Below are 21,985 nucleotides of genomic sequence, written 5' to 3'. Positions count from 1 at the left end.
GGGGATGGATACGGGTCAGGCCAGGGCCTTCAGGTGGGCGCTTGCGGCGTCGTCGATGCGCTGCACGGCCTCCTCGGGCAGTTCCAGCGCACCGGCTGTCGCGTTCTCGGTGGCCTGCGCCCGCGTGCGCGCACCGCACAGCGCCACCGACACGCTGCCGCTGGCCAGCGTCCAGGCAATCATCAACTGGCCGAAGGAACAACCGAATTGCCGGCGCAGGGGCTCCAGCTCGTCGAAGAAGGCCTTGAGCCGGGCGCGGTTGGCCGCGCTGAAGCGCGGATTGCTGGCGCGCTGGTCATCGCCCGTGAACTGGCGCGCCGGGTCGATGGGGCCGGCCAGCAGGCCCAGTGCCAGCGAGGAATAGCCCAAGATGGCGACGTTGTTGCGGCCGCACAGCGGCAGCAGGGTCTGCTCGATCTCGCGGTCGATCAGGCTGTAGCGCTCCTGCGCGGCATCCACGGGGCCATGGCGCAGGTACTCGGCCAGGGTCGGTGCATCCACGTTGCTCACGCCGATGGCGCGGATCTTGCCCTGCTTCTTGAGATCGAGCAGGGCGTCCATGGTCTCTTCGACCGGCGTGGTGCTGTCCTGCCAATGGGTGATGTACAGGTCGATGTAGTCGGTCTGCAGGCGTTTCAGGCTCTCCTCGGCCTCGTGGAAGATCGATGCGCGGCCCAGGTGCCGGTGCACGGGGTGGCCATCCTCGTCGAAGAAGTGCGTGCCCTGCTGCGTATGCCAGACCAGGCCGCACTTGGTGGCGATCACGGCCTCGTGGCGGCGGCCCTTGAGCGCCGCGCCGACGAGCTGCTCGGAGGCGCCCAGGCCATAGGCTGGTGCGGTGTCGATCAGCGTCACCCCGGCATCGAGCGAGGCGGCAATGGCTTCGGTGGCGGCGGCACTGTCCTGGCCGCCCCACATCCAGCCGCCCATGGCCCAGGTACCGAGGCCGATGGCCGAGCACTGGATGCCCGAAGGGCCCAGGGTGGTGGTCTTCATCGCTGCGTTCATCATCACGGCATTCATCGCTTGGTCTTTCGGGTGTTCATGAGGTGGTCGATGGTCACGGCGGCCAGCAGGATCAGGCCCTTGATCACGTCCTGCCAGTAGGGCGAAACGTCCAGCAGGATCAGCGAGCTGGTCACCACCGAGAGCAGGGCCAGGCCCAGCACGGCGCCGAGCACCGTGCCCGAGCCGCCCTTGAGGCTGGCGCCGCCGATCACGGCTGCGGCAATCACGTTGAGCTCCATGCCCACGCCGAAGGTCGGCGTGGCTGCGCCGAAGCGCGCGGTGTAGATCACCCCGGCCAGGCCGGCCGAGGCCGCGCACAGCACCGTGACCCAGAACTTCACGTGGCCCACGCGGATGCCCGAGTACAGCGCCGCCTTCTCGTTGCTGCCGGTGTAGAACACGCGCCGCAGCAGGCTGGCGCGGCGCAGCACGAAGTCGCTGACCACCACGATGAAAAGGAAGATCAGGATCACCGCCGGAATGCCGAACAGCGTGCCCTGGCCGATGAACTTGAACGAGGCCGGCAGCGAGAACAGCGACTGCGGCGTGCCCTGGGTGAGCGCCAGGCACAGGCCGCGCACGATGACCATGAAGGCCAGCGAGGCGATGAAATGGTTGAGCCCGATGCGCACCACGCAGCCGCCGATCATGGCCCCGATGAGGGCGCTGGCAGCGATCGCGATGAGCCCGGCCGTCCAGGGGTCGAACCCCATCAGGAACAGCTTGCCCGTGACCACCATCGCAAAGCACACCACCGAACCCACCGACAGGTCGATGCCGCCCACGATGAGCAGGATGGTCATGCCCACGACCACGATGCCCTCGATGGAAAACGAGAGCAGCATGGCGCGGATGTTGTCCCAGGTCAGGAAGTAGGGCGAGGCGAAGCTCATGCCGATGCACAGCACCAGGATGATGACCAGAAGGCCCATCTCGCGCATGCTGGTCAGCCTGGTTCCGCCCGGCTTGCCGGGCCCTCCCTGGGGTTTCTCGCGCAGGGGCTGCAGGCCGGCCACGCTGCCGGCATCCAGTTGTGCGGGGTGATTCATGCCATCTCCTCTTGTTGTCGTTCCAGTCCCGAGGCCAGCCGCAGCAGGGCCTCTTCCGTCATGTCCTTGCCTTGCACCTCGCCCGCGACGCGGCCATCGCGGATCACCAGGGCCCGGTCGCACAGCCCGATGATCTCGGGCAGCTCCGAGGAGATCACCACCACGCCCACGCCCTGGCAGGCCAGGTCGCGCAGGATGTGGTGGATCTCCGACTTGGCACCCACGTCCACGCCGCGCGTGGGCTCGTCCATCAGCAGCACCGCGGGGTTGGTCGCCAGCAGCTTGGCAATCGCCACCTTCTGCTGGTTGCCGCCCGAAAGGCTGGCCACCTCGATCTGCACGCCGTCGGACTTGAGCTTCAGGCGCGCGCCCAGCTCCTGCGCCAGCCGGTGCTCGGCCGCACGCTGCAGCAGGCCGAAGCGCGAGCTCACGCGCGCCAGCGCCATGGAGGCGATGTTCTGCGCGATCGGCAGGTCCAGGTACACGCCTGCGGCCTTGCGGTCCTCGCTGAGGTAGGCAATGCCTTCGCGCAGCGCGTCGCTGTATTTGCGGATGGTGAGCTGCTTGCCCTTGAGGCGCACGCTGCCGCCGGTGGCGGGGCGCAGGCCGCACAAAGTCTGCGCCAGCTCGCTGCGCCCGGCGCCCATGAGCCCGGCGATGCCCAGGATCTCGCCGCGCCGCACGGTGAACGAGACGCCATGCACGCGCTCGCCGTCGGCCAGGTCGCCCACTTCGAGCACATGCTCGCCGCGGTCTGCGTCCTGCAGCTTGGGCGGGTAGTAGTTGCCCAGGTCGCGCCCTACCATGCGGCGCACCAGGCCATCGGCATCGAGTTCAGACAACGGGCCCGAATGCACGTTGCGGCCATCGCGCAGCACGGTCACGCGCGTGCAGTGCGCAAAGATCTCGGCCATGCGGTGGCTGATGTAGATGATGGCTATGCCCTGGTCCTTGAGGTCGTGCAGCACCCGGAAGAGGGCGGCCGACTCGTTGTCGGTGAGGGCGGCGGTGGGCTCGTCGAGGATCAGCACCTTGCAGTCGAGCGTGAGCGCCTTGGCGATCTCGATCAGCTGCTGGCTGGAGATGGGCAGATCCCCCACGCAGGCGGCGGGGTCGATGTCCTGGCCCAGGCGCCTGAGCACCCGGGCGGCGCGCGCGTTCAGGCCGGCGTAGTCCATCCAGGCCTGCCGGCCGGCGTTGATCTCGGGCATGAAGATGTTCTCGGCCACGGTGGCGTCGGCGCACAGGGCGATCTCCTGGTGCACCAGGCCGATGCCCAGGCGCATGGCCTGGGCCGGACCATCGATGGTCACCACGCGGCCGTCGAGCAGGATCTCGCCCGCATCCGGCTGGTGGATGCCATCGATGATGTTCATCAGCGTGGACTTGCCCGCGCCGTTCTCGCCGCACAGGGCGTGGATCTCGCCCGCCTGCAGCGAGAAGTCCACGCCCGAGAGCGCATGCGAAGCGCCGAAGCGCTTGCAGATGCCACGCAGCGCGAGCAGGGGAGCGCCCATGGTGGTGGTGCTCACTCGCTGATGCCCTTGGTGCCGCGGCGGGCGAGGTACTTGTCCCAGTAGAAGTCGTCGGCGTTGGCCTTGCTGACCACGGCCAGGCCGTTGTCCAGGAAGGGCACGGCCATGGGGTTGGTGCCGTTGCGCTTGGCGTCGTTCATGGGGTCGATGAGGCCGGGGTTCTTGGCCAGGAACAGCATCATCATGCCCATGTAGCCCTGCATGCCCTGGTTGGGGTTGATGGCGCCGAACACGTCGCCGGACTTGATCATGTCCAGGATCTTGGCGTTCACGTCGCAGCACATCACCTTGATGTTCTTCTTGGTCTCCACCTTGGCCTGTGCCGCACCCAGGGCCGAGTTGGCCTCGGGCATGAACAGCGCGCCCAGGTTGGGGTTGGCCTGCGCCAGGCTCTGCACGGCCTGGTAGGCCTTGTTCGGGTCCTGGTTGCTCGCGGCGCGGCCCACCAGCTTCATGCCGGGGTGCTTGGTCTTCATGCGGTTGATGAAGGCGGCGATGCGGCGGTCGTGGTTGTCCTGGCCGGGGTTCTCCAGCACGGCGAACTCGCCCTTGCCGTTCAGCGACGCCGCGATCGCGTCGGCCGCCTGCGCGCCTTCGCGCTCGTTGTCCGAGGTGATGAAGGACGTGCGCTTGGAGTTGGGCGAGTCGGCTGCGAAGGTGACCACCGGGATCCCCATCGCCGCGGCGCGGTTGATGGGTTCGATGAACGGGTCGGGGTTCATGGGGTGCAGCAGGATGCCGGCGGGCTTGCGGGCCAGCTCCTGCTCGAACGACGCCAGCTGCTTGTTCACGTCGTATTCCGGCGTGCCGGTATAGCGGGTGCGCACGCCCAGGGTGCGGCCCAGCTGCTTCATCATTTCGTAGACCGGGAACCAGTACTCCACGCCCGAGACCATCACGTTCATCACGTAGACGTCGCTGGGGTTGCCGCGCAGGCCGCCCGCTGCGGCGGGGGCCGCTGCCGGCTGCTGCGCGAATGCGCTGGTGCCGGCCAGGCCGATACCGGCGGCGGCTGCGGACTTCAGGAAATTACGCCTCATTTTTTGTCTCCTCTTGTTGAACGGTGCAGCATGGGATGCTGCTTTCTCCAGGGCTGCGATGGGGTGCTTGGTGTCACGACAGTTGTTATGACAGGTAGAATGTAAGCGTGGATCGAATCTCCAGATAGTTAGGGGAAACACTACTGGATATACCTGCTGGTTCGGCGGAAGCTGTTATGACATGAAGACCCAACTACTGATCGGCATCGACCTCGGGTCGAGCAGCCTCAAAGCCCTGGCCCTGGAGGCCGCGAGCGGCCGCACCGTCGCCCTGTCCCGCATGCCCCTGCAGCACGACCGCCTGCCAGGCGGTGGCTGCGAAGTGGGCGAGCCCATGCTCCGTTCGGCCCTGTCCGCCGTGCTGCGCGATGTGGCCCACCAACTGGGCCGCCGCGTGGCCGACGTGCGCGCCATCGGCTGCACGGGGCATGGCGCAGGCCTGTACGCGCTGGATGCGCGCGGTGAACTCGCAGGCGGGCGCGCCGTGGCCTCGACCGACCAGCGCGCCGGCGCACGCGCCCAGTCCCTGGCCGCCAGCCACGGGCCGCAGCTGCTGGCAGACGTCGGCTGCCAGCCCTGGCCCGGCCAGCCCACCGTGATCGCCGCCGAGCTGCTGGGCAGCGATGCCGTGCGCAGCGGCGCGCTGCAGCGCCTGATGTTCGCCAAGGACTATGTGGGCTTTCTGCTCACCGGCCAGATCGCCACCGACGCCAGCGACGCCAGCACGGCAGGCCTGCTGTCCGTGGCCAGCGGCGACTGGTCGCCGCTGGCCTTTTCCGCCCCGGGCATCGCCGGCCTGGGGCCGCAGGCTTTCGGGCCACTGGTGCGCAGTGGCGAGGTCATCGGCACGCTGCAGCCATCGGCGGCATCCGCGCATGGCCTGCCCGCGGGCATTCCCGTGGCCATGGGCGCCATCGACCTGCTGGCCGCGATGACGGCCGTGCGGGCCGAAGAGCGGGGCCGTGCGGTGTCGGTGCTGGGCACCTGGTGCGTGAATGCCGTGATCGGGCCGGTGCTCGAACCCCTGCCCGATGTGGCGTCCACCGTGAACTTCGGTCCCCGCGACCGGCGCCTGTACATGGAGAACAGCCCCTCGTCGATGGCCAACATCGCCTGGCTGGCCGGCGTGCTGGGCTTGCCCGATGCGCGTGCGGTGGTCGACCTGGCGATGTCCGTGCCCCTGGGGGCCGGCGGACTGCGCTTCCTGCCCTTCGTGAACGGGGGGGGCGGCGTCACGGCGGGCTTTGTGGGCCTCAAGAGCCACCACACGCGCGGCGACATGGCGCGTGCCGTGGTCGATGCGGTGGCGGCCCTGCATGCACGCCACACGGCGCGGCTGGCGGCTGGGGGCTTGCCGGTCTCGGCTTCCACCGTGCTGGGCGGCGGCGCCAGCGATACCCGCCTGGTGCGCCTGCTGGCGGGCCTGCTGGGGCACCCGGTGGAGCGCTGTGCAGACGACGAAACCGGTGCCCGTGGCGCGGCGATCTATGCCGCCCGGTCCCAGGGAATCGACCCCCATCCCTTGCATGCGAACTGCGACACGGTCGAGCCCGATGCCAGCCAGGCGCGTGCCCACGCGGATTTCAACGCCTCCTTCAACGAACTGATCGCCACCATGTCCCCTGTCTTCGGCCATCTGGCCGGCCACGCGCCCGAGCGCGCGCCACAGCCCCCCGCGGCGACGGCGGCCCCCGTCCCGCCGCAGCGCGTGGAGGCCTTGCCATGAGCGCCTCCACCCCCCTGCCATTCATGCGCCCGGCCGCCGTGGCGGGCCGCCATTTCTCCACCGTGATCGTGGGCGCCGGCATCAACGGCGTGGGCGTGTTCCGCGACCTCTCGCTGCAGGGCGTGGACTGCCTCATCGTCGACAAAGGCGACTTCAGCGCCGGTGCCAGCAGCGCGCCTTCGCGCATGATCCACGGCGGCCTGCGCTACCTGGAAAGCGGCAGCTTCTCGCTGGTGGCCGAGGCCACGCGCGAGCGCAATCTGCTCTTGCGCAACGCGCCGCACCTTGTGCAGCCGCTCAAGACCGTGGTGCCGCTGTCGAGCTTCTTCGGCGGGCTCATGAGCAGCGCGCTCAAGTTCCTGGGCCGCACCCCGCCCCAGCGCACGCGCGGCCTGCTGGCCGTGGCCACGGGGCTGCGCCTGTACGACCTCTTGGGCAGGCGCCAGCGCGTGATGCCCAACCACCGCATCAGCCGCGTGCAGCCGGCCGACCGCCTGCTGTTTCGCGCGGCCGTGCGCTGGACGGCGACCTTCTTCGACGCCTGGATCAGCCACCCCGAATGGCTGGTGCTGGAGCTGGTGCGCGACGCCTGCCGCGACCAGCCGCGCTCGGCGGCCAGCAACCACTGTCGCGTGATGGGCTGCGCGGGCAAGACCCTCACGCTGCGCGACGAAGTCACGGGTGAGGTGGTGCAGGTGACGGCCGACACGGTGGTCAATGCCAGCGGCGCATGGCTGGACCGCAGCACCGAACTGCTGGGCGGCGCGGGGCCGCGCGTGATGGGCACCAAGGGCTCGCACCTGGTGCTCGACCACCCCCTGCTGCGCGACGCGCTGGGCGGGCGCATGGCCTATTTCGAGGCGTTGGACGGGCGCGTGTGCATCGTCTACCCCTTCCTGGACCGGGTGCTGGTGGGCTCCACCGACATCCCGGTGGACGACCCCGACCAGATCGCCACCGAACCGGCCGAAGTGGACTACCTGCTCGAGGTGCTGGGCGAGGTGTTCCCCAACCTGGCCTTCGGCCGCCGCGACGTGGTCTACACCTATGTGGGCGTGCGGCCGCTGGCGCGCTCGGACGCCGACAAGCCGGGACAGATCTCGCGCGACCATTCGGTGGTGATCGACCCTCCCTCGCCATCGCGCGATATCCCGGTCGTGGGCCTGGTGGGCGGCAAGTGGACCACCTTTCGCGCGCTGGCCGAGGAGGCCAGCGATGAGGTGCTGCGCCTGCTGGGGCGCGGGCGCACGGCTTCGACCCGGCAACTGCCCATTGGCGGCGGCACCGACATGCCGCAGGGTGCGCAGGCGACCGAGCGTTTCATCGACCGCATCGCCCAGGATTCCGGCCTGGGCCGTGTCCGCGCCCAGGCACTGCTGCGCCGCTACGGCTCCCAGGCCTTGCGCATGGCCCAGCGTTTCAAGGTGGCCGGTGACGTGCCGCTGCAGCATGCACCCGACTACTCGGCGGCGGAGGTGGCCTGGCTGTGCACCGAAACCGGCGTGATCCACCTCGACGACCTGGTGATCCGGCGCACGCTGCTGGCCATTCGCGGCCTCGTCACGGATGCGGCGCTGGCCGAAATGGCGGGCATCGCCGCACAGGCGCTGGGCTGGAATGCGGAGCGCGAACGGCAGGAACTGCACAATTGCACCACCGCACTGCGCGAGCGCCATGGCGTGCGCCTGGCCCCCGCAGTCCCCGATTCCGATGCAGCGCCGGCTTTCCATGCATCATTGACCATCCATCCGGCCCTGAGCCCGTCCTGACGTGAATGCACCGACCGAACTCCAGCCCCTGCTCGACCGCAACTCCGAATCGCCCCTGTGGGCGCAGTTCCGTGATGCCCTGCGCCTGCAGATACTGCAGGGCGAACTGGCCATCGGCGCCAAGCTGCCCTCCGAGGCCGAGCTGGGCGAGCAGTTCGGCATCTCGCGCATCGTGGTGCGCGAGGCGCTGGCCGACCTGGTGCGCAACAACCTGATCTACAAGATCAAGGGCCGTGGCGCGTTTGTCGCGGCGCGCGAGCGCGACGAGGACTTCGTCTCCACCGTGCTCGGCTTCTCCGACGAAATGGAGCGCAAGGGCCGCTCGGTGCGCACCCAGATCCTGTCGCAGCAGCTGCGCGACCCCACGCCGCAGGAGATCAGCGCACTGGGCCTCACCGACGATACCCAGGTGGTGGCGCTCAAGCGGCTGCGCAGCGTGGACGGCGAGCTGCGCCTGCTGGTGGAAACCGTGGTTCCCGCCGACCTGGCGCCCGGCCTGCACCGCATGCGCCTCGATGACCGCTCGCTGTACGACGTGCTGCGCCGCCAGTACGGTGTGCGCCTGGTGCGCGCCGAGCGCTGGATCGATGCCGTGCTGCCCGACGCCGAGACCTGCACGCTGCTGCAGCTGGAACACCCCGAGCCGCTGCTGCGCATCGAGTCGATCGCCTATGGCGCCAATGGCCGGCGCCTGGAGTACTACAACGCCTTGCACCGCTGCAAGTCCAGCCGCCTGCACGTGCAGACCACGACCTGAGCGGACCGCAACGCTCTCTCGGTCGATCAGGAACTCTCGATAAAACCCAGCACGCGCGAGAAATCGCAGAGGGCCAGGTCCTTGCGGTGGATGGTGAAGGTCAGGGTGCCGGCGTCCCAGAACTCGAAGCCCGGGTGCCGGTCGGAGCCCAGGCGCAGCAGGTTCACCCACTCGCCGGGGTTGCCGCGCTGCAGCGCCACGGATTGCTCCTCGGGGCTGTCGTGCTGGGTGAAGACAAAGGCGTTCTGCAGGTGCACGCCGTGCTGGTTGTCCGGGCTGAACGACAGCTCCTCGGCCAGGGTGTTGTAGACCTCGCTCAGCGCGTCGTCCCCGTGGATATCCATGAGCCCTGCGTCGTCCCCCGTATAGCGCCCATGGGCGTTGTAGAGGATGGGCAGGGACACGGTGGCGTCCACCACGGCCCGGTAGCCCGTGTAGGCCCGGGACACGTCGATGTCGTCCACCGAATCGACCTCTGCCCCCCAGATGTGGGGCACGAGGGAACTGCGCGGCGAGGTATCGTGCAGCACGCGCACGCCGTCGCACGGGTCCTGGCTCTGGGCAAAGAAGTACAGCCGCCCGGTGCGCGGCAGCCAGCTTTGCAACCCGGCGATGGCGTCCAGGTCCAGCTGCGCATAGAAGTGCCAGGGCTTGCCGTCGGTGGTGGGGTAGGGCAGGCCGGGCGGCAGGTCCGGCGCGCCGCCAAAGCGGGTGCCGCCGCGCACCGGCGGCGCATCGGGCTGGGTGGTGCGCCAGCGCAGGGCCTGGCGGGCGTGGCGCAGCAGGGCAGGCTCGTGGGCCAGCAATCCGTGCCGGGCCAGGCCGGCATGCAGCAGGGCGGCATGCGCGGGGCTGCTGCTCGCCAGAAATGGCTCGGCGCTCGTGGCCACGTCGATCTCAGGGCGGTAGCGCATGTCGCGGAACAGCGGCAGGTAGCGCACGTCCACCTGCAGGTTCTCGATGCGATCGATCGAGGCGGGCAGGGAGGTGAAGGCATTGCCGCTCAGGTTCAATGCCTTGAGCGACGGCATGTGGCCTATGGCCTCGGGCAGCGAGGTGAGGCGGTTGTAGGACAGGTCCAGCCGTTCGAGGTGGGGCAGCTGGGCGATCTGCTCGGAAACGCTGGTGAGCATTCCGTGGGACATGGCCAGGTGGCGCAGTTGCCCGAGCTGGCCTATGGCATCGGGCAGGTGCTGCACGCTGGTGTTTGACAGGTCCAGCCGGGTCAGTTGCTGCAGCGTGCCGATCTCTTCGGGCAGTTCCGTGAAGCGGGCATGGCCCGTGGAGGCATAGTCCAGGATCAGCGACTCGATGGCGGTGAACGCCAGCACTTCCTCGGGGAACCGGTCCGTCCTGGGGGTGTCCGGCCGCCATTGCTGGCGCAAGCTCAGGTGGCGCACCGTGTCGGCGGGCACGGCCTGTGCTGCTTGCAGGCTGTGGAAGTCGCGGGGCTTGGGGCGCACCTGGCCACGGGGAAAGTGGCGCACCAGGTGCAGGGGCGTGCCCTGGCTGTCGTCATGGTGCTCCTGGCGCAGCACGCCATGCAGGGCGATTCGGTCAGGGGCCAGGTCGACCTGGCCGAAAAAGCGCAGACCGTACGCCACGCCCTGGACGTAGAGATGGAATGGGGAGTCCGGGTCGGTGTGCGGGTAGGAGAACACCCGGTGCGGTTCCCCCGCGCGGTCGTCGAAATGGAACAGGCCGCTGGACCACAGATGCGGTGCAGGGTTGCCCTGCTCGGGCGCGTGTTCGGCCTTGAAATCGAAGCGCATGCCGCCGTCTTCGAATACCACCCTGGAGTCTGCGGAGAACGAGAACGACGTGGCGCCGATCTGGAAAACGTCCTGGGGCGGGGCGGTGGAAGTGGGCGTCATGGCGCGGTCGGGTCTGCAAATGTCGCGGCCGATTGTGGCAAACCCGCGCCACGAAAAAAGGGCTCCCGCACGGGAGCCCTTTCAGGGAGTCAGGGGAAACACTTCCACATGGTGGCGGTGCCCACGACCGTGAGACACCACCACCATGGGAAGGCCCGCATTCTTTACAGGGCGCTGATTTCGCCCGAAGGGATCTGGCCCAGGCGCACGGCTTCAGCGGCTGCGGCACGCACGGCAGCGCGGTCAGCCGTGGACTTGTAGGTCACGACGCGCGAACCAGCTGGCTCCAGGCTGCGCGTTTGAGCGACGGTAGCGGCTTCTGCCGCCACTTCGGCGCGGGTGCGGTTCGTGTCGAACTTCAGGGCGAACTGCGAGCTGTCGGCTTCGTCAGCGTGGGCACCGAAAGCGGAGAAAGCAGCCACAGCGGCGATGGACAGGAAACGTGCGGTCTTGTTCATGGTGATCTCGATTCTTTGTTTATTGATTGGGTAGGGGGGCAGTTCAGTCCGGGGCGCTGATTACAGAGCGCCGATTTCGCCGGAAGAGATCTGGCCGGTGCGCACAGCGTCAGCAGCCTGGGCACGCACGGCAGCGCGGTCAGCAGTCGACTTGTAGGTCACGACACGCGAACCAGCAGGTTCGATGCTGCGGGTCTGGGCCACGGTAGCGGCTTCAGCGGCCACTTCGGCGCGGGTGCGGTTGGTTTCGAACTTGGTGGCGAATTGCGAAGCGTCGGCTTCGTCGGCGTAAGCACCGAAGGAAGCGAAAGCGGCAACAGCGGCGATGGAGAGGAAGCGAGCGGTCGTGTTCATGATGAAAGTCCTTTGGGTAGAAAAAGCGTCTCAAAAAAACCGGAACAAAAACAACTTCGAACCGGGTTCGGTGAGTCGCCTTGCGGGTTCGGCTCATCGATGGGTTGAACTGTACGCCTCAGGTGACCAGAGAAAAACCACCCAGTCGCGAACTAACTGTTCCAGTTTTAGAAATAATAATTGGAGTAGAAGGCCTGGGTTTACCCGCATCTCCTGGGGCTCGCATTTTTCAAAAAAGATAGCACCATGTGTATTGAAGTATTGGGTTTGAATCGGTTTTTGTGCTGCTGGTGAAGTCGATTCCGCAGACTGGCGATTCGACGGCATCATTGCAACGATTGAAACGCCTGGACACAAAATGCCGACTCCCGACTCGGCATGCCCCGCCTGGCAGCAAGGCATCGCCCCTGGGGGACAATCCGTGCATGAACATGTCTTCCGACGGCGACACTGCGGGCGCCGCATCCGGCCTGGCCTGGCAACCCGGCTTTGCCGCCCTGGGCCCGGCCTTTTTCACCGAACTGCAGCCCACGCCCCTGCCCAGCCCCCATTGGGTGGGAACGAGTGCCAGCGTGGCGCGCCTGCTGGGCCTGGACGAGGCCTGGCTGCGCAGCGATGCGGCCTTGCAGGCTTTCGCGGGCAATGCCCTCCTCCCCGGTTCACGCCCGTTGGCCAGTGTGTACAGCGGCCACCAGTTCGGCATCTGGGCCGGCCAGTTGGGCGATGGCCGGGCCATCCTGCTCGGCGAGACGGTCGGCGGCCACGAAATCCAGCTCAAGGGCGCGGGCCGCACGCCGTATTCGCGCATGGGCGATGGCCGGGCCGTGCTGCGTTCGAGCATCCGCGAGTTCCTGTGCAGCGAGGCCATGCAGGGCCTGGGGGTGCCGACCACGCGGGCGCTGTGCATTACGGGCTCGCCCGCGCCGGTGCGCCGCGAGGAGGTCGAGACGGCGGCCGTGGTGGCCCGCGTGGCGCCGAGCTTTGTGCGCTTCGGCCATTTCGAGCACTTCTCGGCCAACGACATGGACGACGAACTCCAGGCCCTGGCCGACTACGTGATCGACCGCTACTACCCGGACTGCCGTGGCCGCAGCGAGCTGGCCGGCAACCCCTATGCGGCGCTGCTGCAGGCGGTGAGCGAGCGCACGGCGGTGCTCATGGCGCAGTGGCAGGCCGTGGGCTTTTGCCATGGGGTGATGAACACCGACAACATGAGCATCCTGGGCCTGACCATCGACTACGGGCCGTTCCAGTTCCTCGATTCCTTCGTGCCTGGCCATGTCTGCAACCACAGCGACACCCAGGGCCGCTATGCCTACAACCGCCAGCCCAACGTGGCGTACTGGAATGTGTTCTGCCTGGCGCAGGCGTTGCTGCCGCTGATCGGCGACCAGGAGCTGGCCATGGCCGCGCTGGAATCGTACAAGACCGTCTTTCCCGCCGAGTTCATGGCCCGCATGCGCGACAAGCTGGGCCTGGGTGAGCGGGCAGAGGAGGGCGATGCCGAACTGATCGATGGCCTGCTGGTTGTGTTGGCCAAGGGCGGCGTCGACTATCCCATTTTTTGGCGCCGGCTGTCCCATGCGGTGGGCTCGGGCGAGTTCGAACCCGTGCGCGGCATGGTCCCCGACCAGGCGGCCTGGGACGCGTGGCTGGCAAAGTACCTGGCAGAGCCCCGGCTGGCCGACCGGGAGAAGGCTTCCCGCGCGATGCTGGCCACCAACCCCAAGTTCGTGCTGCGCAACCATTTGTGCGAAGAGGCCATCCGCGCGGCGAAACTTGGCGACTTCAGCGCACTCCAAACCTTGCAGCGGCTGCTGGAGCGCCCATTTGAAGAGCACCCCGGGCACGAGTCCTACGCTGCCTTCCCGCCCGCATGGGCTTCCACCATCGAGATCAGCTGTTCATCATGACCTATCCCGTCCACAAGACCGATGCCCAATGGCATGCCGTGCTCGAACAGAAGAACGCCGAGCCCGGCGCCCTGCAGGTGACGCGCTTTGCCGCCACCGAACGACCCTTCACTGGCAAGTTCGAAGCCCACTGGGCCGATGGCAGCTACCATTGCATCTGCTGCGGTGCCAAGCTGTTCGATTCGCACACCAAGTTCGACGCGGGCTGCGGCTGGCCCAGCTTCTCAGAAGCCGTGCCCGGCGCCATCCAGGAAATCGTGGACCACAGCCACGGCATGGTGCGCACCGAGACGGTGTGTGCACAATGCGGGGCCCACCTGGGCCATGTGTTCGAGGACGGCCCCCAGCCCACCGGCCTGCGCTACTGCATGAATTCGGCCTCCCTTGATTTCGAGGACAAGGCCCCCTGACCCCGCCCCATGAAAATCCTGATCGACTTCCTCCCCATCCTGCTCTTCGTCGGCGCCTACAAGTTTTACAACATCTATGTGGCCACCGGCGTGCTGATGGCGGCCACGGTGGCGCAGATGGCCCTGATCTACCTGATCGACCGGCGGCTGCAGACCATGCACAAGGTGACGCTGGCGCTGATCCTGCTGTTCGGCACGCTCACGCTGGTGCTGCAGGATGACCGCTTCATCAAGTGGAAGCCGACGGTGCTCTATGGCGCCATGGCCCTGGCGTTGGCGGTGGCGCTGTGGATCCTGAAGAAGAACTACCTCAAGCTGCTGTTGGGCAGCCAGATGGAGCTGCCCGATGGCGTCTGGATGCGCCTGAACGTGGCCTGGGTAATCTACTGCGCCTTCATGTCGGCCATCAACGCCTACGTGGTGCTCAATTTCAGTACCGAGGCCTGGGTGGAGTTCAAGCTCTGGGGCTATGCGTTCCCGCTGGTCTTCCTGGTGGCGCAGGGCATCTACATTGCGCCCCATCTCAAGAACGACGAGCCCGCTGCATGACCATGGCACCGACCGATACCACCACGATGCCCTCCCTGGCCCGCCAGATGCATGAGCGCTTGGTCGAGCGCCTGGCGCCCACGGCGCTCGAGGTGATCGACGAAAGCGCCGACCATGCCGGGCATGTGGGGGCCAATGGGACAGGCTTTGGCACCCATTTCCGGGTGCGCATCGCCTCACCTTTGCTTACAGGCAAGCCCCGCGTGGCGCGCCACCGCCTTGTGTATGATGCGCTGCAGGAATTTTTGGATGCGGGCGTCCACGCCCTCGCTATTGAAATCCTCTGAACCGGCCCCACTGTCCTGATCTGCCGTATTTCAGCTGGCAATTACTCTCTCATTTTTTGGATTCCGCATGAAGAAACAGCTCCTGTCCGGCCTCGTGGCCGCTGCCGTGCTGGGCACGTTGGCCCTGCCCGTTTCCGCCCAGAATCTCGCCATCGTCAATGGCAAGGCCATCCCCAAGGAACGCGCTGAAGTGTTCAAGCGGCAGTTGGCCAGCTCGGGTCGCCCCGTGACGCCGGAAGTCGAAGGCCAGATCAAGGACGAACTGATCACCCGCGAAGTCTTCATGCAGGAAGCGCAAAAGCGCGGCCTGGAAACCTCGGGCGATTTCAAGGTCCAGATGGAAATGGCGCGCCAGACCATCCTGATCCGGGAACTGTTCGTGGACTTCCAGAAGAACAATCCCGTGACGGACGAGGAAATCAAGGCCGAGTACGACAAGTTCGTGGCCGCCAACAGCGGCAAGGAATACAAGGCCAGCCACATCCTGATCGAGAAGGAAGCCGACGCCAAGGCGGCCATTGCGGCCATCAACAAGGGCGCCAAGTTCGAAGAGATCGCCAAGAAGCAATCCAAGGATCCAGGCTCCGGCGCCAACGGCGGCGCCATGGACTGGGCCAGCCCCTCGAGCTATGTCTCGGAATTCACCGAAGCCATGATCAAGCTCGAAAAGGGCAAGATGTCGCAGACCCCGGTCAAGAGCCAGTTCGGCTACCACATCATCCGCCTGGACGATGTGCGCCAGGCCGAGCTGCCCAAGCTCGAAGACGTGAAGCCCCAGGTCGCCCAGCAGCTGCAACAGCAAAAGCTGGCCAAGTACCAGGAAGAACTGCGCACCAAGGCCAAGATCGAGTAATCGATCGGCCTGCCCAGGTGGTGCGCCTTGCGGCGCGCCGCACAGAAAAAAACGCGGCCTTGGCCGCGTTTTTTTAATGGCGGGTGTGCCGGATCAGGGCTTGAGGAGCCAGGCCAGGCCCATCACGATGGGGATCAGCACCGGCTGGTGCAGCATGTAGAAGCTCAGCGACCAGCGGCCCAGCACGGCCAGGGGCGAAAGCGCGGCAGGCAGTCGCACCTGCAGCAGTCCGCCAGGGCGGCCCAGCGCCCATTGGCCTGCGGCCAGCCCCCACCAGAGCACGCCCAGCCAGGGGAAGATGGGCACATAGTCCTCGGTGAAGGGCTTGCGCGCCACCAGCCCCAGCCAGTTGAGCGTGCGGGCGTTGAAGGCCGGTGCCAGCTCGCTCCAGGCCCCTGTGAGCAGGTGGTTGGCCGCCACGGGCAGGGCCAGTGCCCCCAGGCCGCACAGCCACAGCCAGGCGCCCCAACCGGCCGTGAAGCGCGCGATCAACAGCATCACCGCCATGCCGTGCAGCACGCCGAAGTAGATGAAGCTGCGCGGGAACATGAAGAACGAGCCCAGGCTCACCAGCAGGGCGCAGCCGGCGATCTGCAGCCAGCGGCGGGTGAATCGCTGGAAGGTCTGCCCCTGGTGCAATGCGATGGCCTGGCCCAGGCCGGCGCAGAACAGGAACAGGCTCAGGATCAGGGTGCGTTGCGTGGTCCACACCGGGTCGGTGCGGAAGTCCTGGGGCCACAGGCCGAAATGGGCCAGGTCGAAGCAGAAGTGGAAGGCGGCCATCCAGACCATGGCTGCTGCGCGCAGGGCGTCTACGGCTTCGTAGCGGGGTGGGGTGGATGGTTTTGAGAGTGGGTTCATTCGGGGCGCAAGCGCGGTGGGCGTGGGGTGGATCGTAGCGCGACAGGGTTTCACTGCCGCTGGTGGCTGTCTGCTGTTTTGTGCTTTGGCTGAGGGCGGGCGCACATCCCGGCTCCCGCCCTCTGCAAAGGCAAGCCGTCGGCATAGACCCCAATACGTCAATGTTGCCCCGCAACCTCTGGTAGATACATTCTGAAATAAACCGAAACTGCCCCGAGACCCCCAAAAAACCGCCCAGGCGCACCATAGGACCCATGTTCAACACCGTCCATGAAAGGACTGCACCATGAAACCCTGGATCCAAAAAACCCTGGCCGGCGTCTTCGGCGCCACCATCGTCCTGGGCGGTCTGACCGCTTGCGCGGGCGGCCACCGCCACGGCGAGATGGGCCCCGAGAAGATCGCAGAGATCCGCGGTAAGGTCGTCAACCGCGTGAGCAGCAAGCTGGACCTCAACGATGCCCAGAAGGTCAAGCTCAATGCCCTGGCCGACACCCTGCAGGCCCAGCGCGCCGCGTTCAAGGGCAAGACGCCCGACCCGCGCGCCGAGGTGCAGGCCATCGTCGCCGGTGCCACCTTCGACCGTGCCCGCGCCCAGGCCCTGATGGAAGAAAAGACCCGTGCCGTGCAGACCGCCAGCCCCGAGGTGATCACCGCCATGGCCGACTTCTACGACAGCCTGAACCCCGCGCAGCAGCAGAAGGTGCGCGAGCTGATGGACAAGCGCGGCCGCCACGGTGGCGGCGGCTGGATGTCGCGCGGCTGATCGCAGGAAGGAGCCCCGCATGTCACCCACGCTGGAACCCATCCACACACTCACCGCGCGTGTGCGCATGCATGGCCCCCGCCTGCTGGCGGGCCTGCCGGACCCCCATGACGAGCTGATGTCGCTGGTCTGGGGCCCCCGCTTTGACCGCGAGCACGCCATGGGCCTGCTGGCCCGGCAGCCCGAGCATGCCGCCCTGACGCTGCCTGCGCTGCTGGATGCGGCCGACCGCTTCGACGCGCTGCACACCGGCGCCAAGCACCGCCTGCGCCAGCTCATCGTGCGCCACCGGGCGCTCGGTGGCGCGCTGGACAGCTGACCTTCTTAGAATCGGCCATGCACCGGATCCTGCTCATTGATGACGACGCACAGCTCGGCCCCCCGCTGGCGACCTATTTCCAGCGCTTCGAGCTGGAGCTCACGCATGCGCTCAGGCCCAGCGAGGGGCTGGCGCAGCTCGCGGCGGGCGGCTTTGATGCCGCCATCCTCGACGTGATGCTGCCCGAGATGGATGGTTTCGAGCTGTGCCGCACCATCCGCAAGCAGGGGGACCTGCCCATCGTCATGCTCACCGCGCGCGGTGACGTGATGGACCGGGTGGTGGGGCTGGAGCTGGGTGCCGACGACTACCTGCCCAAGCCGTTCGAACCGCGCGAATTGGTCGCGCGCTTGCAGACGGTGCTGCGCCGGCGGCGCAGCGACGGGCCGGGCAATGGACAGGGCCAGGGGCCGCTCGAATTCGAAGGCCTGCACATCGATGCCGCCCGCCGCAGCGTGCTGCGCCAGGGCGTGGCGGTGGAGCTGACGGGCACCGAGTTCGACCTCTTGCACCTGCTGGCGCGCGAGCCGGGCCGCGTGTTCAGCCGCGACGACATCCTGAACCAGCTGCGTGGGCACGAGGCCGAGCTCTACACCCGTGCGGTGGACATCGTGGTCAGCCGCCTGCGCAAGAAGCTCGAGCCGCTGGACTGCATCAAGACGCTGCGCAATGCCGGCTATTCGCTGGCCCTGCGAAAGGCGCCGCCATGAGGCGCTGGGGCCGGCAGGCAACGGCCGCGCTGCCTGGGGATGGGCCGCCAGCGGCGCGGCGCGGCTGGTGGCGCCACCACCATCGCCATGGGGTGGGCGAGGACGGCCAGCCGTGCCCCTGGCACCGGCGCGCGCGCGACGCCGTCGGGCACTCGCTGCGCATCCGCCTGGTGCTGCTGTTCCTGGTGCTGGCCTGCATGACCACCATCACCTTCGTGGGCGGCGTGCAGAAGGCCTTGTCGGTGGGCTGGCGCGAGGCGGCGCGGCCGCTGCTCATGGACTATGTGGACCGCCTCACCGGCGAGATCGGCACCCCGCCCAGCGTGGAGCGTGCGCAGGCCATCGTGCAGCGCCTGCCGATCCACCTGCGCATCGAGGGGCCCACCGTGAACTGGGCCTCGCACCCCGACATCCAGCGCCCGGACTGGATGCGCGACCACCGTCCACGCAATCCCAAGGAGCGCTGGCTGGACGATGGTGACGAGGGCCACCGCCTGCTGCAGCGCACCACGGCCGATGGCCACTCCATCGAATTCGGCCTGAACGCCATGACCTGGGAGCAAAAGCCCCGCGTGGCCTGGGTCACGCTGTCGGTGCTGCTGCTGCTCACGGGGCTGTCGTACGTCTATGTGCGCCACCTGCTGCGTCCGCTCGACGACATCCGCCGCGGCGCGCGGCGCTTCGGCGAAGGCGACTTCGGCGAGCCGATTCCCGTGCGCCATGCCCACCGGCCCGACGAACTCGGCCAGCTGGCGGCCACCATCAACACCATGGGCGAGGACATCCACCAGATGCTGGAGGCCAAGCGCGCCCTGCTGCTGGCCATGAGCCACGAGCTTCGCAGCCCGCTGACCCGCGCGCGCCTGAACACCGAGCTGCTGCCCGAGGGCCCCGACGTGGGACCCCAGCGCGAGGCGCTGATGCGCGACCTGGGCGAGATGGCGCACCTGATCTCCGACCTGCTGGAGAGCGAGCGCCTGGCAGGCCGGCATGCGGCCCTGCACCGCGAGCCCACCAACCTGCCCGAACTGGCGCGCGAGGTGATCACCGAGCTGGAGGTGCGGCACGAATGCGCCGACGACATCGTGGTCATTGCCGACCCGGCCTTGCCCGTGCTGGCACTGGACCGGGGGCGCCTGCGCCTGGTGCTGCGCAACCTGCTGGACAACAGCCTGCGCCACTGCGAGCCCACGGCATCGCCGCCCGAGCTGCACCTGCGCAGCACGCCCACGGGCGTGGAGCTGGAGGTGCGCGACCACGGCCCCGGCGTGCCGCCCGAGCACCTGGCGCGCATGGCCCAGGCCTTCTACCGGCCCGATGTGGCGCGCCAGCGCGCCACCGGCGGCGTGGGCCTGGGGCTGTACCTGTGCCGGCTGGTGGCGCAGGCCCATGGCGGCCAGTTCGAGCTGCGCAATGCCTCGCCAGGCCTGTCCGTGCGCATCACGCTGCCGGCCGAGCCTGCGCAGGTGGCGCCCACCAAGGGCTGAGCTAGCGCGCAGCCGCTCCCGGCGCAGTCATCTCGTCGCGTTGCTGCGCGAAGGCGGCCTTGGCGATGCGCGCGAACAGTGCCGAGCGCGGGTTCTCGTGGCCCTGCTGCCCCGGAGATGCCAGCACCACAGACTGGGCTGCCAGCGACCCGCGCAGGCGCCGGCAGACCAGGCGCTTGCCGTCGTAGCTCCAGTCGCGCACCGGCCGCGTGGTGAGCAGCGAAACGCCCAGGCCATTGGCCACCAGCGAGCGCACCATCTCGATCGAGGGCGTCTGGTGCGCGATGCGCGGCGTGACGCCTGCCTGGCGGAACAGCGAGAGAAAGTACTCGCGGCTGTGCGGCAGGTTGATCAGGATGAAGGGCTCCTGCGCCAGGGTGGACAGCGCAAGGCTGCTGCGCGCGGCCAGCGCATGCCCGGCCGGCAGCAGCGCATAGGGCACGAAGGAGGTGACCGCCTCCAGCCGCACGGCGCGCGCCAGGCCCAGGTCGTAGAGCAGGGCGGTATCGAGCGCGCCGCGCTCGAGCATCTGCACCAGGGTTTCGGTGTCCGCCTCGTGCACCTCGATCTCCACCTGCGGGTGCCGCTCGCGCATGCGCACCAGGATCTCGGGCAGGTAGCGCGGTGCCAGTGTGGACAGGCAACCCACGCGCAGCAGGCCGGCCTCTTCCTCGCGTCGCGGCCCTTCGAGCGCGCGCGCCTTCTCCAGCAGCACCTGTGCCTCGCGCTGGCGCTGCCGGCCTGCGGCCGTGAGCTCCAGCCCGCGTGCATGGCGGCGCACGAACAGCGCTTCGTTCCACAGCGCCTCCAGGTCGGCAATGGCCTTGGAGATGGAGGGCTGCGACACGCTGAGCGCGTGCGCGGCCCGGGCCGCGCCGCCGTGCTGTGCCGCGGCCACGAAATACTCGAGCTGTCGAAGGCTGATATTGATCAAGATAGTTGATCCATTGCATCAAGATTGAATATTTTATTTTGATAGAGGAATGGGCAACCATGTGAACTCCCGATCAGACACGGAGATCCCTGCCATGACCCCCACCACCCGCCCGCTCGACGGCGTGCGCATCCTCGACTTCAGCCGCGTGCTCGCGGGCCCGCTGTCCACGGCCCTGCTGGCCGACCTGGGTGCCGAGGTCATCAAGGTCGAGCCGCCCACGGGCGACGACTACCGCCACATCGGCCCCATGCGCGAAGGCATGAGCAGCCTGTTCACGGCACTCAACCGCAACAAGAAGAGCCTGGTGCTGGACCTCAAGCACCCCGATGCCGCACAGACCATCGCGGCGCTGGCCGCCACGGCCGACGTGGTGGTCGAGAATTTCCGCCCCGGCGTGGCCGAGCGCCTGGGCGTGGGCCCCGAGGCCTTGCGCGGTGTGAACCCGGGCCTGGTCTACGTGAGCGTTTCGGGCTTCGGCCAGACCGGCCCGCTGGCGCACCTGCCGGCCTACGACATCATCGTGCAGGCCATGAGCGGCCTGATGGAATCCACGGGCGACCCCGATGGCGCGCCCACCATGGTGGGCGAGGCCGTGTCCGACGTGATCGCCGGCCTGTTCGCCTCCTGGGCCACGCTGGCCGCGCTGCTGCAGCAGCGCCGCACGGGCGAAGGCCAGCATGTGGACGTGGCCATGTTCGATGCGACCCTGAGCTTCCTCGTCACCGGCGTGGGCCGATACCTGTTCACCGGGCAGAGCCCGCGGCGCAGCGGCAACCGGCACGCGTTCTCGGCGCCGTTCGGGGTGTACCGCGCGCAGGACGGGCATTTCGCGCTGGCCGTGCTCAACCACAAGCTGTTCGCATCGCTCGCGCAGCTCATCGGCGAACCCGGCTTTGCCATGGATGCACGCTTTGCGAGCGACGAGCTGCGCCATGCCAACGAACCCGTGCTCGCTGCGGCCATCGAAGCCTGGGCCGCGCAACGGCCGGTGGCCCAGGTGGTGGCCGCGCTGGAGGCGGCCGGCGTGCCTGGCGGCCCGCTGTGGACCACGGCCCAGGCGCTCGAATCCGAGCAGGGCAGGGCGCGCAGCCTGCTGCGCGAGGTGCACGACCCTCGCCTGCCCGGCCTGCGCGTGCCCACGCAGCCGGTCAAGTTCGGTGGCGCCGCGCCCAACCGGGCCGAGCCGGCACCGGCGCTGGGCCAGCACACCGACGAACTCATGGCAGCGCTGCTGCACTGCGGTGGCGAGCGGCTCGCGGCGCTGCGCGAGGCCGGGCTGTTCGGCCCGGCGCAGGCGGCCACCACCTCCCATTGATCCCTGAA

Annotated in this window: 22 protein-coding genes; 13 read left to right on the top strand and 9 right to left on the bottom strand. The window is 67.9% G+C overall.

Going from position 1 to position 21,985, the window contains the following annotated elements; genetic code table 11:
* Positions 1-15: 15 nt before the first annotated feature.
* From AC07PA_RS15580 to AC07PA_RS15565, 4 genes are read right to left on the bottom strand one after another with little or no spacing between them, the layout of a single operon-like run.
* Complete coding sequence (locus AC07PA_RS15580) at positions 16-1,023, bottom strand: aldo/keto reductase (RefSeq protein ID WP_145697277.1); 1,008 nt, start codon at positions 1,021-1,023, stop codon at positions 16-18.
* Positions 1,020-2,057, bottom strand: a complete 1,038-nt coding sequence (locus AC07PA_RS15575; RefSeq protein ID WP_007854392.1) for an ABC transporter permease — start codon at positions 2,055-2,057, stop codon at positions 1,020-1,022. Before AC07PA_RS15575 ends, AC07PA_RS15580 begins: the two co-directional genes overlap by 4 nt.
* Positions 2,054-3,574, bottom strand: coding sequence for a sugar ABC transporter ATP-binding protein (locus AC07PA_RS15570; RefSeq protein WP_494609945.1), 1,521 nt, complete (start codon positions 3,572-3,574; stop codon positions 2,054-2,056). Before AC07PA_RS15570 ends, AC07PA_RS15575 begins: the two co-directional genes overlap by 4 nt.
* Positions 3,575-3,585: 11 nt before the next feature.
* Entirely contained in the window at positions 3,586-4,632 is a 1,047-nt protein-coding gene (locus tag AC07PA_RS15565) for a substrate-binding domain-containing protein (RefSeq protein ID WP_007854385.1), read from the bottom strand.
* Positions 4,633-4,813: 181 nt separating this feature from the next.
* Here AC07PA_RS15565 and AC07PA_RS15560 point away from each other — a divergent pair, with 181 nt between their 5' ends.
* Genes AC07PA_RS15560 through AC07PA_RS15550 form a run of 3 tightly spaced genes read left to right on the top strand, consistent with a single transcriptional unit; the run spans position 4,814 to position 8,884 of the window.
* Positions 4,814-6,358, top strand: a complete 1,545-nt coding sequence (locus AC07PA_RS15560) for an FGGY family carbohydrate kinase (RefSeq protein ID WP_145697281.1) — start codon at positions 4,814-4,816, stop codon at positions 6,356-6,358.
* Entirely contained in the window at positions 6,355-8,127 is a 1,773-nt protein-coding gene (locus AC07PA_RS15555) for a glycerol-3-phosphate dehydrogenase/oxidase (RefSeq protein WP_494609941.1), read from the top strand. The genes AC07PA_RS15560 and AC07PA_RS15555 overlap by 4 nt, the downstream gene beginning before the upstream one ends.
* Before the next feature lies 1 nt (position 8,128).
* A complete protein-coding gene (locus AC07PA_RS15550) occupies positions 8,129-8,884 on the top strand; it encodes a GntR family transcriptional regulator (protein ID WP_494609942.1) in 756 nt (251 codons plus the stop codon).
* Between the two features lie 26 nt (positions 8,885-8,910).
* Here AC07PA_RS15550 and AC07PA_RS15545 read toward each other — a convergent pair whose 3' ends face one another.
* From AC07PA_RS15545 to AC07PA_RS15535, 3 genes are all read right to left on the bottom strand, one after another.
* Positions 8,911-10,758: a DUF1963 domain-containing protein gene (locus tag AC07PA_RS15545; protein WP_494609943.1), complete on the bottom strand. Its 1,848-nt coding sequence runs from the start codon at positions 10,756-10,758 to the stop codon at positions 8,911-8,913.
* 164 nt (positions 10,759-10,922) lie between these two features.
* On the bottom strand, positions 10,923-11,216 hold the full coding sequence (locus AC07PA_RS15540) for a DUF4148 domain-containing protein (protein ID WP_436176511.1): 294 nt from the start codon (positions 11,214-11,216) through the stop codon (positions 10,923-10,925).
* A gap of 60 nt (positions 11,217-11,276) precedes the next feature.
* Positions 11,277-11,570: a hypothetical protein gene (locus AC07PA_RS15535; RefSeq protein WP_007857805.1), complete on the bottom strand. Its 294-nt coding sequence runs from the start codon at positions 11,568-11,570 to the stop codon at positions 11,277-11,279.
* 425 nt (positions 11,571-11,995) lie between these two features.
* Here AC07PA_RS15535 and AC07PA_RS15530 point away from each other — a divergent pair, with 425 nt between their 5' ends.
* The 5 genes from AC07PA_RS15530 (at position 11,996) to AC07PA_RS15510 (ending at position 15,582) form a co-directional block, all read left to right on the top strand.
* A complete protein-coding gene (locus AC07PA_RS15530) occupies positions 11,996-13,483 on the top strand; it encodes a protein adenylyltransferase SelO (RefSeq protein WP_007856947.1) in 1,488 nt (495 codons plus the stop codon).
* Positions 13,480-13,893: a peptide-methionine (R)-S-oxide reductase MsrB gene (msrB, locus tag AC07PA_RS15525; RefSeq protein ID WP_007856946.1), complete on the top strand. Its 414-nt coding sequence runs from the start codon at positions 13,480-13,482 to the stop codon at positions 13,891-13,893. Before AC07PA_RS15530 ends, msrB begins: the two co-directional genes overlap by 4 nt.
* Positions 13,894-13,902: 9 nt before the next feature.
* The gene (locus AC07PA_RS15520; protein ID WP_007856945.1) at positions 13,903-14,442 is read left to right on the top strand and encodes a septation protein A; all 540 of its coding nucleotides are present in this window, start codon (positions 13,903-13,905) and stop codon (positions 14,440-14,442) included.
* 26 nt (positions 14,443-14,468) lie between these two features.
* Positions 14,469-14,729 (top strand): BolA family protein, encoded by a 261-nt coding sequence (locus AC07PA_RS15515; RefSeq protein WP_035204617.1) that lies wholly within the window; start codon positions 14,469-14,471, stop codon positions 14,727-14,729.
* A 67-nt stretch (positions 14,730-14,796) separates the two neighbouring features.
* On the top strand, positions 14,797-15,582 hold the full coding sequence (locus AC07PA_RS15510) for a peptidylprolyl isomerase (protein WP_007856943.1): 786 nt from the start codon (positions 14,797-14,799) through the stop codon (positions 15,580-15,582).
* Between the two features lie 93 nt (positions 15,583-15,675).
* Here the strand turns inward: AC07PA_RS15510 and AC07PA_RS15505 are convergent, their stop codons facing one another.
* Positions 15,676-16,443 (bottom strand): acetyltransferase domain-containing protein, encoded by a 768-nt coding sequence (locus AC07PA_RS15505; protein WP_035204597.1) that lies wholly within the window; start codon positions 16,441-16,443, stop codon positions 15,676-15,678.
* 286 nt (positions 16,444-16,729) lie between these two features.
* Between AC07PA_RS15505 and AC07PA_RS15500 the strand changes: the two genes are divergently transcribed.
* Genes AC07PA_RS15500 through AC07PA_RS15485 form a run of 4 tightly spaced genes read left to right on the top strand, consistent with a single transcriptional unit; the run spans position 16,730 to position 19,725 of the window.
* On the top strand, positions 16,730-17,209 hold the full coding sequence (locus tag AC07PA_RS15500; protein WP_007856940.1) for a Spy/CpxP family protein refolding chaperone: 480 nt from the start codon (positions 16,730-16,732) through the stop codon (positions 17,207-17,209).
* A 19-nt stretch (positions 17,210-17,228) separates the two neighbouring features.
* A complete protein-coding gene (locus AC07PA_RS15495; protein WP_007856939.1) occupies positions 17,229-17,528 on the top strand; it encodes a hypothetical protein in 300 nt (99 codons plus the stop codon).
* 17 nt (positions 17,529-17,545) lie between these two features.
* On the top strand, positions 17,546-18,238 hold the full coding sequence (locus AC07PA_RS15490; protein WP_007856937.1) for a response regulator transcription factor: 693 nt from the start codon (positions 17,546-17,548) through the stop codon (positions 18,236-18,238).
* Positions 18,235-19,725, top strand: coding sequence for a HAMP domain-containing sensor histidine kinase (locus tag AC07PA_RS15485; protein WP_007856935.1), 1,491 nt, complete (start codon positions 18,235-18,237; stop codon positions 19,723-19,725). Before AC07PA_RS15490 ends, AC07PA_RS15485 begins: the two co-directional genes overlap by 4 nt.
* A gap of 1 nt (position 19,726) precedes the next feature.
* Here AC07PA_RS15485 and AC07PA_RS15480 read toward each other — a convergent pair whose 3' ends face one another.
* The gene (locus AC07PA_RS15480; protein ID WP_494608560.1) at positions 19,727-20,659 is read right to left on the bottom strand and encodes a LysR substrate-binding domain-containing protein; all 933 of its coding nucleotides are present in this window, start codon (positions 20,657-20,659) and stop codon (positions 19,727-19,729) included.
* Positions 20,660-20,753: 94 nt separating this feature from the next.
* On the opposite strand from AC07PA_RS15480, the gene AC07PA_RS15475 reads away from it, so the two are divergent.
* On the top strand, positions 20,754-21,977 hold the full coding sequence (locus AC07PA_RS15475; protein ID WP_494608559.1) for a CaiB/BaiF CoA transferase family protein: 1,224 nt from the start codon (positions 20,754-20,756) through the stop codon (positions 21,975-21,977).
* Positions 21,978-21,985 lie beyond the last annotated feature (8 nt).

This window comes from Acidovorax sp. GW821-FHT09B03, assembly GCF_059418305.1.
This window is presented reverse-complemented; position numbering and strand designations above follow the sequence as displayed.

Coding starts and splice junctions, on each gene's coding strand:
- AC07PA_RS15490 (WP_007856937.1), top strand. CDS start 17,546: ATGCACCGGATCCTGCTCATTGATGACGACGCACAGCTCGGCCCCCCG.
- AC07PA_RS15505 (WP_035204597.1), bottom strand. CDS start 16,443: ATGAACCCACTCTCAAAACCATCCACCCCACCCCGCTACGAAGCCGTA.
- msrB (WP_007856946.1), top strand. CDS start 13,480: ATGACCTATCCCGTCCACAAGACCGATGCCCAATGGCATGCCGTGCTC.
- AC07PA_RS15570 (WP_494609945.1), bottom strand. CDS start 3,574: ATGGGCGCTCCCCTGCTCGCGCTGCGTGGCATCTGCAAGCGCTTCGGC.
- AC07PA_RS15510 (WP_007856943.1), top strand. CDS start 14,797: ATGAAGAAACAGCTCCTGTCCGGCCTCGTGGCCGCTGCCGTGCTGGGC.
- AC07PA_RS15545 (WP_494609943.1), bottom strand. CDS start 10,758: ATGACGCCCACTTCCACCGCCCCGCCCCAGGACGTTTTCCAGATCGGC.
- AC07PA_RS15555 (WP_494609941.1), top strand. CDS start 6,355: ATGAGCGCCTCCACCCCCCTGCCATTCATGCGCCCGGCCGCCGTGGCG.
- AC07PA_RS15535 (WP_007857805.1), bottom strand. CDS start 11,570: ATGAACACGACCGCTCGCTTCCTCTCCATCGCCGCTGTTGCCGCTTTC.
- AC07PA_RS15560 (WP_145697281.1), top strand. CDS start 4,814: ATGAAGACCCAACTACTGATCGGCATCGACCTCGGGTCGAGCAGCCTC.
- AC07PA_RS15580 (WP_145697277.1), bottom strand. CDS start 1,023: ATGAATGCCGTGATGATGAACGCAGCGATGAAGACCACCACCCTGGGC.
- AC07PA_RS15515 (WP_035204617.1), top strand. CDS start 14,469: ATGCCCTCCCTGGCCCGCCAGATGCATGAGCGCTTGGTCGAGCGCCTG.
- AC07PA_RS15520 (WP_007856945.1), top strand. CDS start 13,903: ATGAAAATCCTGATCGACTTCCTCCCCATCCTGCTCTTCGTCGGCGCC.
- AC07PA_RS15475 (WP_494608559.1), top strand. CDS start 20,754: ATGACCCCCACCACCCGCCCGCTCGACGGCGTGCGCATCCTCGACTTC.
- AC07PA_RS15540 (WP_436176511.1), bottom strand. CDS start 11,216: ATGAACAAGACCGCACGTTTCCTGTCCATCGCCGCTGTGGCTGCTTTC.
- AC07PA_RS15575 (WP_007854392.1), bottom strand. CDS start 2,057: ATGAATCACCCCGCACAACTGGATGCCGGCAGCGTGGCCGGCCTGCAG.
- AC07PA_RS15495 (WP_007856939.1), top strand. CDS start 17,229: ATGTCACCCACGCTGGAACCCATCCACACACTCACCGCGCGTGTGCGC.
- AC07PA_RS15530 (WP_007856947.1), top strand. CDS start 11,996: ATGAACATGTCTTCCGACGGCGACACTGCGGGCGCCGCATCCGGCCTG.
- AC07PA_RS15500 (WP_007856940.1), top strand. CDS start 16,730: ATGAAACCCTGGATCCAAAAAACCCTGGCCGGCGTCTTCGGCGCCACC.
- AC07PA_RS15565 (WP_007854385.1), bottom strand. CDS start 4,632: ATGAGGCGTAATTTCCTGAAGTCCGCAGCCGCCGCCGGTATCGGCCTG.
- AC07PA_RS15485 (WP_007856935.1), top strand. CDS start 18,235: ATGAGGCGCTGGGGCCGGCAGGCAACGGCCGCGCTGCCTGGGGATGGG.